Source organism: Acinetobacter sp. UBA3132 (assembly GCF_002364825.1).
GTDB lineage: Bacteria > Pseudomonadota > Gammaproteobacteria > Pseudomonadales > Moraxellaceae > Acinetobacter > Acinetobacter schindleri.
The window spans coordinates 1-16,318 of the sequence record NZ_DEZM01000054.1 but is presented as its reverse complement, the minus strand read 5'-3'; the positions used below and the strand labels follow the sequence as shown (position 1 = coordinate 16,318).

General features: G+C 42.4%; 18 protein-coding genes and 1 tRNA gene. 12 read left to right on the top strand and 7 right to left on the bottom strand.

Annotated features, from left to right (window positions below):
* Window positions 1-96: 96 nt before the first annotated feature.
* Window positions 97-172: transfer RNA gene (locus B4033_RS02395), tRNA-Gly, on the bottom strand.
* Window positions 173-411: 239 nt separating this feature from the next.
* Between B4033_RS02395 and B4033_RS02390 the strand changes: the two genes are divergently transcribed.
* The 5 genes from B4033_RS02390 to B4033_RS02370 all read left to right on the top strand — a co-directional run bounded on the left by B4033_RS02390 (window position 412) and on the right by B4033_RS02370 (window position 3,218).
* Window positions 412-720: a BolA family protein gene (locus B4033_RS02390; RefSeq protein WP_004814186.1), complete on the top strand. Its 309-nt coding sequence runs from the start codon at window positions 412-414 to the stop codon at window positions 718-720.
* Window positions 721-729: 9 nt separating this feature from the next.
* On the top strand, window positions 730-1,122 hold the full coding sequence (locus B4033_RS02385; protein ID WP_004895347.1) for a SirB2 family protein: 393 nt from the start codon (window positions 730-732) through the stop codon (window positions 1,120-1,122).
* A gap of 63 nt (window positions 1,123-1,185) precedes the next feature.
* Window positions 1,186-2,022 carry a ParA family protein gene (locus B4033_RS02380; protein WP_071320808.1) on the top strand — a complete coding sequence of 279 codons (837 nt, stop codon included), beginning with the start codon at window positions 1,186-1,188 and terminating at the stop codon, window positions 2,020-2,022.
* A 16-nt stretch (window positions 2,023-2,038) separates the two neighbouring features.
* Complete coding sequence (locus tag B4033_RS02375; protein WP_286831807.1) at window positions 2,039-2,434, top strand: hypothetical protein; 396 nt, start codon at window positions 2,039-2,041, stop codon at window positions 2,432-2,434.
* A gap of 190 nt (window positions 2,435-2,624) precedes the next feature.
* Complete coding sequence (locus tag B4033_RS02370; RefSeq protein WP_286831805.1) at window positions 2,625-3,218, top strand: LysE family translocator; 594 nt, start codon at window positions 2,625-2,627, stop codon at window positions 3,216-3,218.
* Between the two features lie 16 nt (window positions 3,219-3,234).
* On the opposite strand, the gene B4033_RS02365 is transcribed toward B4033_RS02370, so the two are convergent.
* Window positions 3,235-3,873 (bottom strand): DedA family protein, encoded by a 639-nt coding sequence (locus B4033_RS02365; RefSeq protein WP_004895339.1) that lies wholly within the window; start codon window positions 3,871-3,873, stop codon window positions 3,235-3,237.
* Between the two features lie 190 nt (window positions 3,874-4,063).
* Between B4033_RS02365 and B4033_RS02360 the strand changes: the two genes are divergently transcribed.
* From B4033_RS02360 to B4033_RS02345, 4 genes are all read left to right on the top strand, one after another.
* On the top strand, window positions 4,064-4,483 hold the full coding sequence (locus B4033_RS02360) for a DoxX family protein (RefSeq protein ID WP_286831802.1): 420 nt from the start codon (window positions 4,064-4,066) through the stop codon (window positions 4,481-4,483).
* 150 nt (window positions 4,484-4,633) lie between these two features.
* A complete protein-coding gene (locus B4033_RS02355; protein WP_004895336.1) occupies window positions 4,634-4,999 on the top strand; it encodes a NirD/YgiW/YdeI family stress tolerance protein in 366 nt (121 codons plus the stop codon).
* Window positions 5,000-5,197: 198 nt separating this feature from the next.
* A complete protein-coding gene (gene guaA / locus B4033_RS02350) occupies window positions 5,198-6,766 on the top strand; it encodes a glutamine-hydrolyzing GMP synthase (protein WP_004895334.1) in 1,569 nt (522 codons plus the stop codon).
* Between the two features lie 58 nt (window positions 6,767-6,824).
* On the top strand, window positions 6,825-7,823 hold the full coding sequence (locus tag B4033_RS02345; protein ID WP_286831799.1) for a hypothetical protein: 999 nt from the start codon (window positions 6,825-6,827) through the stop codon (window positions 7,821-7,823).
* A gap of 99 nt (window positions 7,824-7,922) precedes the next feature.
* Here the strand turns inward: B4033_RS02345 and B4033_RS02340 are convergent, their stop codons facing one another.
* A complete protein-coding gene (locus B4033_RS02340) occupies window positions 7,923-9,173 on the bottom strand; it encodes a GGDEF domain-containing protein (protein WP_286831797.1) in 1,251 nt (416 codons plus the stop codon).
* Window positions 9,174-9,371: 198 nt separating this feature from the next.
* Window positions 9,372-10,676, bottom strand: coding sequence for a GGDEF domain-containing protein (locus B4033_RS02335; RefSeq protein ID WP_286831795.1), 1,305 nt, complete (start codon window positions 10,674-10,676; stop codon window positions 9,372-9,374).
* A gap of 490 nt (window positions 10,677-11,166) precedes the next feature.
* On the opposite strand from B4033_RS02335, the gene B4033_RS02330 reads away from it, so the two are divergent.
* The 3 genes from B4033_RS02330 (at window position 11,167) to B4033_RS02320 (ending at window position 13,312) form a co-directional block, all read left to right on the top strand.
* Complete coding sequence (locus tag B4033_RS02330; protein WP_286831793.1) at window positions 11,167-12,114, top strand: pirin family protein; 948 nt, start codon at window positions 11,167-11,169, stop codon at window positions 12,112-12,114.
* Between the two features lie 29 nt (window positions 12,115-12,143).
* Window positions 12,144-12,542: an OsmC family protein gene (locus tag B4033_RS02325; RefSeq protein ID WP_005220317.1), complete on the top strand. Its 399-nt coding sequence runs from the start codon at window positions 12,144-12,146 to the stop codon at window positions 12,540-12,542.
* 122 nt (window positions 12,543-12,664) lie between these two features.
* Window positions 12,665-13,312, top strand: coding sequence for a glutathione S-transferase (locus tag B4033_RS02320; RefSeq protein ID WP_286831790.1), 648 nt, complete (start codon window positions 12,665-12,667; stop codon window positions 13,310-13,312).
* A 57-nt stretch (window positions 13,313-13,369) separates the two neighbouring features.
* Here the strand turns inward: B4033_RS02320 and phoR are convergent, their stop codons facing one another.
* The 3 genes from phoR to B4033_RS02305 form a co-directional block, all read right to left on the bottom strand.
* Window positions 13,370-14,728 carry a phosphate regulon sensor histidine kinase PhoR gene (phoR, locus tag B4033_RS02315; protein ID WP_076754653.1) on the bottom strand — a complete coding sequence of 453 codons (1,359 nt, stop codon included), beginning with the start codon at window positions 14,726-14,728 and terminating at the stop codon, window positions 13,370-13,372.
* Window positions 14,729-14,752: 24 nt separating this feature from the next.
* A complete protein-coding gene (gene phoB, locus B4033_RS02310) occupies window positions 14,753-15,463 on the bottom strand; it encodes a phosphate regulon transcriptional regulator PhoB (protein ID WP_005220310.1) in 711 nt (236 codons plus the stop codon).
* Between the two features lie 212 nt (window positions 15,464-15,675).
* The gene (locus B4033_RS02305) at window positions 15,676-16,311 is read right to left on the bottom strand and encodes a TetR/AcrR family transcriptional regulator (protein ID WP_286831847.1); all 636 of its coding nucleotides are present in this window, start codon (window positions 16,309-16,311) and stop codon (window positions 15,676-15,678) included.
* Between the last annotated feature and the right edge of the window lie 7 nt (window positions 16,312-16,318).

The following is a 16,318-nucleotide window of genomic DNA, read 5'->3' as shown; positions in this document are numbered from 1 at the left end:
CGACCCCAACCTTGGCAAGGTTGTGCTCTACCAACTGAGCTATTCCCGCAGGGTCGAATAATTTTTTACTATTAAAAAACTAAACAAAAAAGAATATGGAGCGGGAAACGAGACTCGAACTCGCGACCCCAACCTTGGCAAGGTTGTGCTCTACCAACTGAGCTATTCCCGCATGCCGTGTATAATACAGCATGCAAAAACAGGGTCAATAACTTTATGAAAAATCTTGCACCGTTTGCATAAAATAAAATCAATTCAGCCAATTCAGCGCTATAAATCGACAAAATTTATGCAAAATTTTGTTAAAACAGGGCCTTGGCAACCTTTAACTCTCCTTGAGCACAGTAAAACTCATGACAGAACAGGGTATACTGAATAGAATTTGGATCATTTGTAATTGCGGAGAAGGCCATGAGTATTGAACAAGTCTTAAGAGAGCGTCTGGCTACCCTGTCTCCATCTCATCTTGAGGTGGTAAATGAGTCTTCTGGTCACGGTGGCTATTACCCGGGTAAGGAATCACACTTTAAAGCGGTAATTGTGAGTGAAGCTTTTGCAGGCCTGCGTCAGGTACAGCGTCATCAGAAAGTCTATGCCGCAGTAGGCGATTTACTGAGCCCGGAAAAAATCCATGCATTAGCAATCCATGCTTTTGTTCCAGAAGAGTGGAGCGGTCAGGATACGACCAGTCCTGAATGTGCACATGCCCCAAAAAACTAAGAGGAACATATGGAAACCCAATTATTAGTCAAAATTATCCATATGTCAGCGGCCAGTCTGGCAATTATCGCGATTCTGGCACGTGCATTTACCTTGTTTGTTGGTACACAGGGCAATTTACCTAATCCGGTCGCACGAAAGCTATTTGTTGCCTTGCAGCATCTGGCACTTGCCGTAATTGCTTTGACGGGCGTCATTTCGCTAGTGATAAAAAACTTTGAAGTACAACCCTGGTTCTATGCCAAGGTCATTTTATTTCTGGTACTGGTGTCATCTTTGATGAAAGCCTATAAAAAAGATGACTCTGTCTTACTGGTTCAACGTCGTGCTGGCCTGGTTATTGCAATTATTTCATTAGCTGCAATTATGGCACTTGTGATTATCAAGCCAACTTTTGGCTAGAAAATAACATCATTTTGTTTGGCTAAATTTTAAATAGATTGATAAAAATAATAGGGGGTTTTAATGCGTACACGTGTGGTGTTTAACCAAAAAGGTGGCGTGGGGAAGTCGAGTATTGCTGTAAATCTGGCAGCAATCAGTGCACATCAGGGGCACAAAACCCTGCTCATTGACCTCGATCCACAGGCCAATTCCAGCCAGTATCTGCTTGGTGATGATGCGACCTATTCGGGAGACAAGCCTGCATTAGAACCCAATATTGAAAACTATTTTGATGAAGTGCTGGGCAGCCAGCAGAACAAGGGTTTGATTGGCAATGCCATCGGCTCAATTCTGAAAACCCGCACTAAAGGTCTGGAAAGCTATGTGCACCAGTCACCGTTTAAACATCTGGATGTGATTCCAGCCAGCCCAAGTCTCGGCACACTGGCACATGCACTGGAATCCAAACATAAGATCTATAAACTACGTGATGCCTTACAACAGTTAACGGGTCAGTATGAGCGGGTGTTTATTGATACGCCGCCGGCTTTTAATTTCTTTACCTTATCAGCTTTAATTGCGGCAGATCGGGTGCTGATTCCTTTTGACTGTGATGTATTTTCCAAACGTGCCCTGCATACCTTGATTGAAAATGTCATCGAAACCCAGGACGATCATAATGACCGTCTGGAAATTGAAGGGATTGTGGTCAATCAGTTTCAGGCTCAGGCCAAACTGCCACGTGAGGTGGTGCAACAGCTGAAAGATGAAGGCTTGCCGGTATTGGAAAATATGTTGCCGCCATCGGTGATCATGAAAGAATCCCATCAGAAAAATCAGCCCTTAATTCATCTGGCTACTGATCATAAATTGACTCAGGCCTATCAATCGTTGTTCAATGAGATTGAGCAAAAATAAGATTGATGATTCCAGCATGAAACTCATGAAATTCAGTCTTGGCATGGTGGGCCTGGCTTTGTTAAGTGCCTGTGCTACGACCGTCAAGCCGACCTATGTGTCGCCAACCCAATACCAGTCCTATGACTGCGGTCAGCTGCAAGGCGAATATAACCGTATTCAGCAGTATATCGACAATGGTGTACAAGCGCCGAAACGAACGGGTGTTGGCGTAGGCGTCGGTGTAGGTGGTGGCTGGGGTAGCCATAGTGGTTGGGGCATTGGGCCGAGCATTTCAGTGAATATGGGTCAGTCTTCTAATACCAAGAAGACCGAAATGGCACGTGTTTTAGGTGAGCAGGAAGCGATTGTTCAGGCAGCGCGCTATAAGAGCTGCCCATTGATCATTCGCCAGGCCGCACCAAAAATATAATGATGAAGATAGAAAATAAAAATGCTGACTGAGGTCGGCATTTTTTAGCATCGCAGTCCGGAAAGGGGCGTTATTATGCATATAAAACTAGCTGGAATGACTGCTCGGAACAAATTTATGAGAATTTTCATCTTGTTATATATTTAGCAGATTCGTTAATGTTGCGCCATTCTTTGCGGTAAGTTTGCGTATGATCGAAAACTGGCTATTTATTCTGGCTGTGATTACAGTATTGATGATTCCGGGCCCAGGCAATGCACTGGTTGCCAGTGCGGCACATCAACATGGTCAGGCCAGAACCAGTTTATATATACCTGCTATTCTGCTGGGTTACTTCTATGCCATTAATGTCTGGGCCTTGCTGATACATCTTGCTGTCCCGATCTGGCCGAATTTCCAGAGTATGCTGCATATACTGAGCACAATTACTGTAGGCTGGATGACCTTCCGGCTGTTTAAAGCCAGGCAGCTAGAGCAGCATAATCATAAGCACCCGATGATTCGGCCTTGGCAGATGTTTACTGCGACTTTAAAGAATCCTAAAGCGGCTTTGTTTGCTTCCGGTATTTTTCCCATGGCGACCTGGGAAAATCCAACTAATTTCGTACTGGTCTTCGCGATATTTAGTCTGGTGACATTACCGGTGTTTGTCTTCTGGATGGCGTTCGGTCAGGCAATTCTGGCAGGGGAGTCGGAGAAAATAAAAACCGACCTCGTATATAAAGGGTCGGTTCTGTTTGTGCTGCTTTGCCTGATTCCGCTGATCATCAGTTTGTTTAACTGAATTCAGCGATCAGGATTTAAGCCATTTTGTTCTTTTTCAGTTTTTGTTGAATAAAACCGAAGATGCCTGGCAATACACTAATAATGATGATGCCGAAGATCAAATAGGTAAAGTTATCTTTAACGATTGGCATATTTCCAAACAGATAACCCAAAATCACAAAAGAGCTGATCCACAAAAAACCACCAATCACGTTATAGCTCAGGAAGTATTTATAATTCATGCTGCCAGCACCGGCCACAAAAGGAGCAAAGGTACGGGCGAAAGGCACGAAACGGGCAAAGATAATCGTCTTGCCACCATGTCTGGCAAAAAATTGCTGGGTTGCTAGCAGGTGTTTTTTATTGATAAAGCGCGATTCAACTTCAAACACACGCGGCCCGATGAACTTGCCAATATGATAGTTCAGCGTATCGCCCAGTACGGCTGCCACAAATAGGAGCGGAATCAGTACCCACGGATCCATGGCCCCAGTAGATGCTGCAAGTGCCCCCGCAGCAAACAGCAAGCTGTCACCCGGCAGGAAAGGCATGACTACCAGTCCCGTTTCTACAAAGATAATCAGGAAAAGAATGGCATAAATCCACACCCCATAATTGGTGATGAATTCAAGCAGATGGTCATCTACATGTAGGATAAAATCAAGCAGTTCCATGGCGCCAGTACAAGCAAAAGTGTGCCCAAATCCTAACAGTGATTAGGCTTAAAGTCAGCATCAAAAGTGGTCTATTTCCAGCCTCATCATTCTAAAAATAAAACGATGAATCTTATTTTGGTTGTTAATAATTAAAAATGAAACTTATAAGATGTGCTCATGTTTTAGCAATTATCTTCGAGTTTTTATCATGTTGAATCCAAATCGTATTATCGCCAATCTTGTTGCTCATCCTGTCCTTGAATCCGTAACATTCGTGTCTGCACGTGCCTTAATAGCTTATATTTTTATTGTGGCAGGTTGGGGCAAAATCGCTGGTTATGACGCAACGGTTGGTTATATGCAAGCTATGGGTGTTCCTGCTGAATTATTACCTGTGACGATTTTGCTGGAGTTGGGTGGTGGTTTAGCGATTTTATTTGGCTTGCAGACCCGTGTAGTGGCAGCACTTTTGGTTGGCTTTAGCTTAGTGACTGCATTTTTATTTCATGGTACGCCTGAGGATGCAGTGAACTTTATGAAAAACTTTGCGATGGCAGGTGGCTTATTGCTATTGGTATTACAGGGTGCAGGTCGCTTCAGTCTTGATCATCTGATTGAGCACCAATAACAAAGCAACGATCCAATCGAGTGGTCTAAGACCGCTTTTTTTGTGGATACATAACATAAACTAGCTTTACAGAATTAAGCTTCGTGCAGTGCATCCACTCTGATTAGATAGAATCAGGAATTTAGACCTGTTGTTTAAGGAGTATATTGAATGCAAAAGCAAATTTTAGCTGTATTGATGACGGGACTCGTTGTTAGTGGCGGTGCATGGGCAAAGTCAGATCAGGCCCTCCTTGCTGAAGCTCAAAAAAATAAAGTCAGCATTGCTCAAGCACAAAAAATGCCGGATGAAACTGGTGTGACCTTAACAGGTAAAATTGTGCGTCAAGTTGCACCGCAGAGTGATGATTTTGAACTTCGAGACAGTAGTGGCACGATTATTATTGATGTTGATGATGACCTATGGAAACCGTTGAAGTTAAAAGCGGGCGATAACGTTCGTGTGCTTGGCGAGGTAGATACTCATCGTCAGAAACCTACCGATATTGATGTGATTAGTATCGAAAAAGTGAAATAACCACATTTAAAGTTCTGCTTCAATCTCATGCAATCTTGAATCAAGGATTGAAGCAGATCTGATAAAAAATTCAGTCTGATCAAGATGCAGTGCTAAATATGTATATATTTCAAGCGCCTTGAAACAGTGTGCGTAATGCAGCGAAAAATGATAGAATACGGCGCTTATCTTTCGTTTGCCTTTCTATAGTTGTTTGTCATGACTACCAATACTCAAATCACTGAAGATCGTATCCTGATTTTGGATTTCGGTTCTCAATATAGCCAATTGATTGCACGTCGCGTACGTGAGTCTGGCGTATATTCTGAAATGTTTGCCTATGACATGTCTGAAGAAGACATTCGTGCATTTAATCCAAACGGTATCATCTTGTCAGGTGGTCCTGAGAGCGTTCACGAAGAAGGCAGCCCGCGTGCGCCAGAAGTTGTGTTCAACTTGGGCATTCCTGTATTGGGTATTTGCTACGGTTTGCAAACCATGTCTGCACAACTTGGCGGTAAGGTTGAGCCAGGTACAGTACATGAATTTGGCTATGCAGAAGTAGACATTCAAATCCGTGATGGTCTTATTGGCGATCTTGAAGATTCAGCAGACAAATTAAAAGTCTGGATGAGCCACGGTGACAAAGTGACTCAAATTCCAGAAGGCTTCCAGATTACTGCCAGCACACCAAGCTGTCCGGTCGCAATGGTGTCTGATGAAAAACGCCGTTTCTATGGTATTCAGTTCCACCCGGAAGTCACTCATACTGCCAAAGGTAAAGAGTTACTGTCTAACTTCGTTCACAATATCTGTGGTTGCCGTAGCCTGTGGAACTCTGAAAACATTATCGACCTTCGTGTTGAACAGCTTCGTGAACAGATTGGTGATCAAAAAGTACTGCTCGGTCTTTCAGGCGGTGTAGATTCATCAGTTGTTGCGGCACTTTTACACCGTGCAATTGGCGATCAATTGACATGTGTATTCGTGGACAATGGTTTACTTCGTCTGAATGAAGGCGACCAGGTTATGGACATGTTTGCGAAAAACATGGGTATCCGTGTCATTCGTGCTGATGCTGAAGAGCGTTTCTTGACTGCACTTGCGGGTGAAGTTGATCCAGAGAAAAAACGTAAAATCATCGGCCGTGAGTTCATTGAAGTATTTGCTGAAGAAGCACGTAAGCTTGATGGTGTAAACTTCCTAGCTCAAGGTACGATTTACCCTGACGTGATCGAATCTGCTGCAAGCAAACAAGGCAAAGCACATGTGATTAAATCACACCACAACGTGGGTGGTTTACCAGAAGATCTAGCATTTGAACTGGTTGAACCAATTCGTGACCTGTTTAAAGATGAAGTACGTAAATTGGGTACCACTTTAGGTCTTCCATTTGAAATGCTTTATCGTCACCCATTCCCGGGTCCGGGTCTAGGTGTTCGTATTTTGGGTGAAGTGAAAAAAGAATATGCTGACATTCTCCGTTTAGCAGATGACATTTTCATGCAAGAACTTCGTGCTAGCGGTTGGTATGACAAAACTGCACAAGCATTTGCTGTATTCCAGCCAGTTAAATCGGTTGGTGTTGTAGGTGATGGTCGTCGTTATGCGTGGGTCATTGCACTTCGTGCAGTTGAAACTGTTGACTTCATGACAGCTCGTTTTGCTCACCTTCCATACGAGCTTGTAGATAAAATCTCAACTCGTATCATGAACGAAATTGCTGAAGTTTCTCGTGTGGTTTATGACGTTTCTTCTAAACCACCTGCAACGATTGAATGGGAATAATTTAAATATTCCAGTAAGATAACGGAGCTTTTGCTCCGTTTTTCTTTTTGGAAATAGCATGAATCAAGAATTAATATTAAAAATACTTATTACGGTGATATCTTCACTGGTGATGATTTTTCTTACCTATATTTTTAAGCGTAGACAACTTTATATAGCTACCGAAAATTTGTATCGTACTTCTGAAATTAGTAATAAAGGGATTTTATGTGAAATCAGTATTTTTAACAGAGGGAGACAAATTGAAGAAGATATAAAAGTCAGTTTAGATAATTCCTTAAAATACGAATTGTTAGCTTTTAATGACTCAAATATGTCACTGGATGAAAATATTATAAAAATTGATAGGTTACATAAGAAATCAAAAGTCAGTGTATTATTATTAGTAGAAAATGGAGATTTTAGTTATAAACAAATTTTACAAGTAGATTCTAAAACAGAAAAAGGTAGAATTATTGAAAAGGTTGAAGATGTACCTCCAAATCTATTTGATCTTATCGTTGTATTGTTTTTATTAGTTCCGTTTATTGGAGCAGGTGCATGGGCTGGATATCTTTATAACGATACAAAGACAAAGGATAATGTTGATAAAGATATTCTTTTAGATAAAAAAATGAATTTTATTAAGAATGGTGAATATTATGTGTCGAACGAAAATTTAAAATTGAAAAAAATTGGATGGATTAATTTAATTGATTATGAGGACTCAAACTTATCAAAAAGTTATTTGGGTACAGAGTTTCCAATTAGGTTTTATGAGAAAAAAGTTTTAGAAGATGGAAAAGTTATCTTTGCTTTTGAAATAATAAATAAAACAGCTCTTTCTTTTAGCGTATATGTTGATATTGCTAACAAAAGTTTCATACAGGAAACAGAAAATACAATTCAGTATTTTAGCTCAGTCGATAATGTTCCGGCATTATCAAAGAGATTAATTATAACTAAACCTATAGATGTAAAAAAATTTAAAGAACTAACATTTTCAATTTATACAAAAGGTACATCGTATGATGAGCACGAGAGCTTGCACAATTTGATCTATACAATTGATCAATAAATTCCTTATTTGGGGTTATTGGGGATATGAATACAAATTGAGCTTAATTTTCATATTTATAAAATCGACCAAGACCGTTTTGATGAAGATAATTTTTAACTAGTCCCCAACTATTTTGATAGGCCGGTCATTACTCCAGGAACCTTGTATTTGTGGCTCTAGATTTGGACTAATAAAAGGATCATAGTGCTCTACTCGGTTCCGTCCGTTGGCCTTGGCCTGATACAGCGCAATATCCGCCTGTTTAATTACGGTATACAGGTCCGTTTCACAGGTTTCCAAGATCGCCGCGCCCACTGAAATGGTGAATTTTAAAGACTGAACTTGATCAAGAAATACTTCGGTCTGTTCAATGCGCTGCCTTAAACACTCGGCAATTTTTAGAGCATCATCCAGATGCGTTTCAGGAAGCAGGGCAATAAACTCTTCCCCGCCGTAGCGCGCCAGAATATCAGTATTTCGCATTTCACTTTGAGCTGTTTTCGTAATGATTTGCAGTACCTGGTCGCCAATATCATGACCATAGTTATCATTAATCTTTTTAAAATGATCGACGTCAAACACGATTAATGAACTAGGACTCAATGTTCCTTCTTCAAGCCTATGTGTTAGATGTTGCTGAACCAAATATTCAAAAAAGCGGCGATTATTTAATCCTGTTAGGGAATCGGTATGCGCCATATGCTCAAAAGCCTGACGGTTATATTCGTTCAAGGTATGTTGTAAAAATACAATCCGAGATTTAAGCGTTGAATTCCAGCTGATATAGATACTAAAACTTAGCACCGGCAAATAAATCAGAGAAAACAGAACCAGCTGTTGCAGATCACCTTTAACATTGAAATACACACCCATATAGATCATGAGGGTAATCAGGGCCGAGATGATCAAGGAAGGCCTGAAACGGATATGTACACTTAAATTTGCCAGAACAATAAAGACCAAAGAGGAATATTGATAGATCAGGTTATAATGACTTTCTGACTGATTTAAATTAAAAAACCAGACCGCACTGGCACCAATAATCGAAGTGGGTAGCAATAGATCAAAGAGTGCTAAATTCCGGCTATGCTGGTACATCCAGACCGTGATCAGGGTCATGACTGAGGTAAAACCCAGTTTGGTTACAAGCAACAGGGTGTGGATGTCACGCAGTACATAAATATCCGCAAGGGTATAGGAAGCATAAGCAAACTGTGCAAACAGATTCACCTGAAGCAGATATCTCAGATGCAGCTTTTTCTGATGAGAATAATAGGCAGATTTTAATGGCTGAGGAATACACACCAGAGGATCTTTAAGCGCCTGCTGAATCAGAAGGCGTGACTCCTTATGATATTCCTGTGGCATTCAGCCTTCCCCATAAAAAATAAAATTTTTTATATATTAAGTTTTGTATAAATTTTATTCTATTCCTTAAAAATTCACTTTAAAAGTAGTCATCTAGAATAAATATTTTCGGTTACAAAAAAGGGAGAGTGAGTACAAAGCAAAAAATGAGATAGGCTGGATTTACTGTCTATACGTTTAAGTCACCTCTATGACTGTTCATAAGTTAATATATTTTTCAGTATAAAAATTCTGTAAATCAGATTGAAACGGTGAACTCATATCTGGGCGATACACTTCAATCCGGTTACGTCCACTCTTCTTGGCAGCATAAAGCGCCACATCCGCTTTTTTAATCAGATCATCCAGGTCCTGAGTATGAGACTCTAACTCAGCAATACCAATCGAAACTGTAAATTTCAGTACCAGCTCAGGCCGGGCATAGAGATACTGCTGCTGAATCGAATTACGAATGCGCTCGGCAATTACCAAAGCATCTTGCAACTGTGTATCGGACAGCAAAATAATAAACTCCTCACCACCAAAACGTGCCAGTACATCACTATGGCGCATTTCCTTACGCGCTGTATCTGCAATTAACTGTAGTACCCGATCCCCGACATCATGCCCATAACTATCATTGATCTGCTTGAAATGGTCCACATCAAACATTAGCAGACAGGTGCTTGAATATCTTGGCCAGTCATGAATACAGTTTTCTGCCAGATTAACAAAATGCCGGCGGTTATAGAGTTGAGTCAGTTCATCAGTATGGGCGAGATTACGCACCATATGGTAGTTCCATTCATCTAACAAAGTACGGATAAATGCACGACGGGTATGCAGGATATTATTCCAGTTAAAATACAGGCTAAACAGCAACACTGGGCTGAACACGACCATAAAGATAAAAGCTTCCGATAACGTCATTAGCTGCGTCATTGCTATCAGGACCAGCAGGCTGATCAGGATTGAACAATATAGGGCAGCCCTAAATTGAACCTTGATGCAGAGATTGGCAATCAGAATAAAAATGGATGCAGCATACAAGTAATTTTCTACATGTAGGCTGGTAGAAGAGAGCAGGAGCAGGATCCATACTCCAGTACAAAGCGTAGTCCCTATCGGCAGGATCAGATCGAGCAAGCGAATGTTCTGGCTGTATTGAAATAACAGTTCACAGACGATCCAGAAAGCTAAGACCAAAATCACCCGAGTAAACCCAGAAACCATCATCAGGTCGGGGATGATAAAGATATCGGCAAAGAAATATAGCAGGAACACCAACTGTGCCAGTAAGTGGATCTGACGCAGACTATGGTAGTTATGCCGGTACAGATAGTCGTAAAAATGAGGTAGAAATTGCACAGGAATACGGGCGTGCCGATCCACAAGTGCATCTTCTAGCACTTGACGGTTCTTCAGGTCATTCTCGGAAGGTTGCAGTTGTTCCGAAGAATGCCGATTAAGACTCTGCAAGGAAGCCTGCATATTTGCATGCATCCTGCCATCGGCAATCGTCATTTTTCAATCCATTAAAAATTCGCACATATTATGAGCAAATTTTGGGGTCAGGAATCTATGGTCAAACGGATAGATTGCGACGCATGGAGAAGGAAAAAGTAACAAAACATTTTTTCTGCGAAAGGAGAAAGCCAAAACTTAGGTATTATTGAATTAATTATTTGATTTAATTTACAAAAAATTAAATATAAGTCTGTTTCACGTGAAACAATCCGAGATAATTGTTTGTTGCAGTATGTGTAAACCTCACCTTATTAAAATGAAAAATGCTAAAAAAGGTTTGGGTGATCTTTACCTAATTGCGACCTCGAATTTTAAGGATAGATTCAAGATTTGGAGTACCCATGAAAACAAGAAATCAGATCAAGTACAGATCAGACCGTTGAAGTTAAAGATTGTTGCAAATATGACAAGCACAATCCTGAAAGTAGCACTCTTTTTACCGATCTGAATTGCTATGATCTTTTGACCCAGCCGAGTGAGCCAGAACATGTCGAATAATAATGATATCGAACTTTTCAATTCAGATGATTGCACAAAATACGTCAATCAGTTCATTGCAGAATTTCCATTACGCCGTGCTGAAATTGGTCAGGGAACAGTGATCAAGCGTGCGTTACCAAGCCGGCATAAACGGATGATCGGGGCATGGTGTTTTCTGGATCATGCCGGACCTGCTCATTTCCCGCAGGGAGACGGCCTGGATGTAGGACCACATCCACATATTGGTCTGCAGACTTTTACCTGGATGATCGAAGGTACCATGATGCATCGTGACAGTCTGGGCAGTGCGCAGTTGTTACGTCCGCGTCAGGTCAATCTGATGACGGCTGGTTATGGCATTTCCCATTCTGAAGTTGCACCTGAAACAGAAACCAAGATGCATGCCGCACAGCTCTGGATCGCTTTGCCAGATGATATGGTCAATATGGCACCGGCATTTGATCATTATCCGGAATTACCTGTGGTTGAAGATCAAGGCATTGAGTTCACGGTACTGGTCGGGGAATATCTTAAGGCTATATCACCAGTAAAGGTACATAGTGAACTGCTCGGGATGGATCTGTATGCGGCAGACAGTACCCAGGCAGTATTACCGCTTCATCCGAAATTTGAATATGGTTTTCTGGCACTGGAAGGGACGGCCAGTATCAACGGACATGAACTGACTGAAGATAATATGGTGATTCTGGAACCGGGGCTGGATCGGGTACATGTCGAGATTCATGCCGGAAGCCGTGTACTGTTGCTGGGGGGCGAACCTTTTGAAAGCCCGATTTTACTGTGGTGGAACTTTGTTGGTCGCACGACTGAAGAATTGAAAATGGCACGTGAGCAATGGATTGCAGAACATGAGCGATTTGGCTCGATTCCTGCCTACGAGGGACCACGACTTGAAGCTCCTGCTTTCCCGGGTCATATGCGTCCTTCAAAATAAATGGATCATCATAAAATAAGGAAGAAGAAATGGCCATGCTTGCAAGTGCTCGTGTGCATAGTCTGGAAACACCATGGCAGGGACAAATCAGTCATGGCAATCACCAATATCTGACGGATAAGCCGGAAGCTTTTGGTGGTCAGGATCGTGGTCCCGCACCTTATGATTTTCTGCTGGCAGGCTTGATTTCCTGCACCATGATTAGCTTGCGTATGTATGCCAGTCATAAAGATCTGGAGCTGGGGGAGTTTCAGGTTGAAGCCGATTTCTTTGCCAATCGAGAAGGGCAGGAATGGATTGAACGACGTTTAAGTTTTCAAAATCCGTTAGATGAAACATTGCGGCTAAAAATTCTGGAAATTTGTCAAAAAACGCCAGTGACCAAAACTTTGCTACGGAGTCTGGAAATTCGAACTACATTACTTTGATCTCGCCGTATGTAAAGAAGGCTGATTGAAATGTAATATAATTCGTAAAGCATTTCACCGAAACCAGACACTTTTTGTTATGCTGAAGCGGCAATAACACGACAATAACAAAAGAGTCTAACATGCGTATCCTACACCATCTTGAGCAGTCCCGATCGTTCCGTATTTTATGGGCATTGGAAGAATTGGGGCTAGATTATGAAATCAAGTTCCATAAACGGCTGCCTAACTTTTCTGCCCCTTCAGAGTTGAAGATGATCCATCCATTGGGGAAGGCGCCGATCCTGATTGATGGTGATCAGGTGCTGGTAGAATCTGCGGTAATCTTACAATATTTGCAGGAAACTTATGATGTGGGTATGGAGTTTCAGCCGCTCAATTCTACTACCAAGCAGCAGTACCGGTACTGGATGCATTATGCCGAAGGCTCACTGATGCCGCTGCTGGTTATGCATCTGGTCATGAATTCCGTTGAGAAGCACACACCATTTTTGCTGCGTCCTATGGCGCGACAGATTACCAGTGGAATTAAAAGTAAATTTGTACAGCCACGTCTTAAAGATCATATTCAATATCTGGAAGACTACCTGAGCGAGCATGAATATTTTGCCGGTCGATTTAGTTTTGCTGATATTCAGATGAGCTTTCCATTAGATGCCATTCAGACCCGTATGGGTAAACGTTATCCGGCGATTGAAGCCTATCTGGAACGCTTATCTCATCGTCCCGCCTATTTCCGGGCCATGTCCAAAGAACAAGTATTGAGTTAACAAGCCATTAAAAATAAAGGTGCCAAAAGGCACCTTTTTATTGGGATAAAGTTTCAATCAGTCCGGGAAACTCAAGCGTTCTTTCGGGAAAATCACTTTAAAAGTAGAACCCTGATTTTCGCGAGAATCAATTTTTAGCTGGGCCTGATGCTGCATCAGTACATGTTTTACAATCGCGAGTCCAAGACCTGTACCGCCGGTACGTCGGCTACGGTCAGAATCGACGCGATAGAACCGTTCAGTCAGACGCGGCACGTGTTTCGGATCAATCCCGATCCCGGTATCTTCTACCACAAAGTAAGCTGATTCACCATCATCATGCCAGCCCATGGTGACCGTACCGCCTTTTGGCGTGTATTTAATCGCATTGGTGATCAGGTTGCTGAAAGCACTGGCAATTTCCATATCAGAACCAATCAGATCACAATGACTGTCAATATCCAGGTTCAGCGTATGACCATAATCCACGTTATAGGCCTGAGCATCATCAAATAGCTGGTTCATCAGATTTGGCATGTCGATAATCTGATTCTTGGCAATATTTTCGTCGTTTTCCAGACGAGACAATAGTAACAAGTCATTGACCAAGGCATTCATACGCCGGGTCTGGGATTGCATTTGGTCAAAGGCGCGTTTCCAGCGTGGACTGATATCTTCCTGATCTGTAAAGGTTTCGATATAACCACTGAGAACTGTTAAAGGCGTGCGTAATTCATGCGAGATGTTATCGACAAAGTCTTTGCGCATCTGTTCCAGATTATGCATCCGGGTCACATCATAAGCGACCAAGAGACGGCTTTCACCCCCAAAGCGGGTCATCTTGACCTGTACATAATGGTCTTCAAAAATCGAAGATTGCATCTTGAGACCGTCAGGTGCATCATCAATATGATGATAATAATCAACGAAATTTGGCTGAGAGAGTAAACTCAGAATATTACGGCTTTTATCTTCAGCACTGATGCCGAGCAGACGTTCAGCTGCGGGATTCCACCATTCAATCTGCTGATTTTCATCGATCAGTACCACGGCTTCCTGTAGCGCGCCTAGAGAAGACTGGGCACGATCAATCAGCTCGACCATTTCCGCCTGTACAATGCGTTCCTGACGCTGGGCCTGATAGACATTAAAGAGCAGGGCACCCCAGATGCCATTGATCTTGGGTGGTACGTCATAAGGACGATTGGAAATCCAGTCATTGACCAGATACAGGGAACGGATTTGTGTAATAAAAAATGCTACAAAAGCCAGTACGATACAGACCCAGAAATACCCGATCCCGAAACCAATCAGGCTGCCGATCAACAAGAAGAAGGCCAGAAGGCGTAAATCCTGCTTGGCAAAGTCCCATAAGCTATTGGAGCTTGGCAGTTTATGCCCACGGGCCATTTCAGGAACAGGGTAGGGTTTATACATAAAGCAGGATTTACCTAAGTCAAATTAGCCGAGTGCAACATCAATACGGGTCGAAAAGCGATAGCCGGTTCCGCGTACAGTCTGTACAAAACGGTCGGCGCCATATGGCTCCAGCACTTTGCGCAGGCGTCGGATATGCACGTCAATGGTTCGGTCTTCAATATACACATTGCCACCCCACACCTGATCCAGGAGCTGGGCACGGGTATAGGCACGTTCTGGATGGGTCATGAAGAAGGCCAGCAGGCGGTATTCAGTCGGCCCCATATCCAGAATAGTATCATTAAAGCTGACACGCTGGCTTGCAGGATCAAGTAACAGGCCATTGGCTTCAATACTTTTTTCACCATTCAGGCTATTGGTACGGCGCAGTACGGCTTTGATACGGGATACCAGTTCACGGGTAGAAAATGGCTTGGTCATGTAGTCATCTGCACCGGCATCCAGACCTTGAACCTTATGATCTTCTTCGCCTCGTGCAGTGAGCATAATGACTGGAATTTCTAACAGGGTTTCATCGCGTTTCAGGCGACGGCATAAGTCTACACCGCTCACTCCACCGGGCATCATCCAGTCCAGCAGGATCAAGGCTGGACGCTGATCCACAATCATTTGATGAGCCTGTTTGGCATCTTCTGCTTCTAAACAATTGAAGCCAGCCATATCCAGTGCCGTATGGATCATTTCCCGAATTGGAAGCTCATCATCGACGATTAAAATGTAGTCATCTTTCACAGCGCATTTCCTATAAGTCAACGGTGGACCGTTTTATATTTATGACGAGCCTATTACAAAGATTAATTATGACAGTATCATTGCAGAAAGGGATATTTGCCCTGCTTTCGCAAAGATTTGTGACAATTTAAGTTGCTTGATAGAGGAAAAATATCTGTAATAACAATTGATTGAAAAATAGAAAATAAATTAAGAAATAATTGCGCTAAATATTATTTCTTATCTGAAAAAGATTCAAAAAGTGCCAAAAATACAATACTGCACGAGGACAGGACCTCCTCCATGGACTGTTTAAAACCGCTCATGACCCAACGAATGGCAATCTGCGTGACATAACCATTTAAGCCCGTGGATACCAGAGAAATTTCCTGTGCGGAACGGCTCAGGTTCGGCATCATCAGCATGACAAAGGCCTGAATCATGCGGTCAAAACGGCCCATGGTTTCGTGAATGGTGGCCTGATTATGCAGTTCCTGTACCAGCATGGCATCGATATAAATAATCCGGGCCATACGTGGATTATCGCGCAATGTAGTGAGCAGGGCAGTCAGACCAGCTTCGATCATCTTTTTAGGATCAGAGGAAGCCTGCATCATGGCTTGCATGACATTTTGCTGCAATTCATCGATCAGTTTTAGAAAAATAGTTTGAAACAGATGCTCACTTTTCTTAAACGATTCATAGAAATAGCGTTCGGTCAGCTTGGCTTCAGTACAGATATCTTTGATGGTTACAGAAAAAAAGCCATGCGTGCCATACGCTTGAATACCAGCTTCAATCAGCTTTTCCCGGCGTGCCTGCTGGCGTTCAGCCATAGACAGTCCCTTAAACTGACGTTCCTTTGTCATCGTTTTT

Coding starts and splice junctions, on each gene's coding strand:
- phoR (WP_076754653.1), bottom strand. CDS start 14,728: ATGTATAAACCCTACCCTGTTCCTGAAATGGCCCGTGGGCATAAACTG.
- B4033_RS02320 (WP_286831790.1), top strand. CDS start 12,665: ATGCGTATCCTACACCATCTTGAGCAGTCCCGATCGTTCCGTATTTTA.
- B4033_RS02380 (WP_071320808.1), top strand. CDS start 1,186: ATGCGTACACGTGTGGTGTTTAACCAAAAAGGTGGCGTGGGGAAGTCG.
- B4033_RS02305 (WP_286831847.1), bottom strand. CDS start 16,311: ATGACAAAGGAACGTCAGTTTAAGGGACTGTCTATGGCTGAACGCCAG.
- B4033_RS02325 (WP_005220317.1), top strand. CDS start 12,144: ATGGCCATGCTTGCAAGTGCTCGTGTGCATAGTCTGGAAACACCATGG.
- B4033_RS02365 (WP_004895339.1), bottom strand. CDS start 3,873: ATGGAACTGCTTGATTTTATCCTACATGTAGATGACCATCTGCTTGAA.
- B4033_RS02360 (WP_286831802.1), top strand. CDS start 4,064: ATGTTGAATCCAAATCGTATTATCGCCAATCTTGTTGCTCATCCTGTC.
- B4033_RS02345 (WP_286831799.1), top strand. CDS start 6,825: ATGAATCAAGAATTAATATTAAAAATACTTATTACGGTGATATCTTCA.
- B4033_RS02340 (WP_286831797.1), bottom strand. CDS start 9,173: ATGCCACAGGAATATCATAAGGAGTCACGCCTTCTGATTCAGCAGGCG.
- B4033_RS02330 (WP_286831793.1), top strand. CDS start 11,167: ATGTCGAATAATAATGATATCGAACTTTTCAATTCAGATGATTGCACA.
- B4033_RS02370 (WP_286831805.1), top strand. CDS start 2,625: ATGATCGAAAACTGGCTATTTATTCTGGCTGTGATTACAGTATTGATG.
- B4033_RS02390 (WP_004814186.1), top strand. CDS start 412: ATGAGTATTGAACAAGTCTTAAGAGAGCGTCTGGCTACCCTGTCTCCA.
- B4033_RS02385 (WP_004895347.1), top strand. CDS start 730: ATGGAAACCCAATTATTAGTCAAAATTATCCATATGTCAGCGGCCAGT.
- B4033_RS02355 (WP_004895336.1), top strand. CDS start 4,634: ATGCAAAAGCAAATTTTAGCTGTATTGATGACGGGACTCGTTGTTAGT.
- B4033_RS02375 (WP_286831807.1), top strand. CDS start 2,039: ATGAAACTCATGAAATTCAGTCTTGGCATGGTGGGCCTGGCTTTGTTA.
- guaA (WP_004895334.1), top strand. CDS start 5,198: ATGACTACCAATACTCAAATCACTGAAGATCGTATCCTGATTTTGGAT.
- B4033_RS02335 (WP_286831795.1), bottom strand. CDS start 10,676: ATGACGATTGCCGATGGCAGGATGCATGCAAATATGCAGGCTTCCTTG.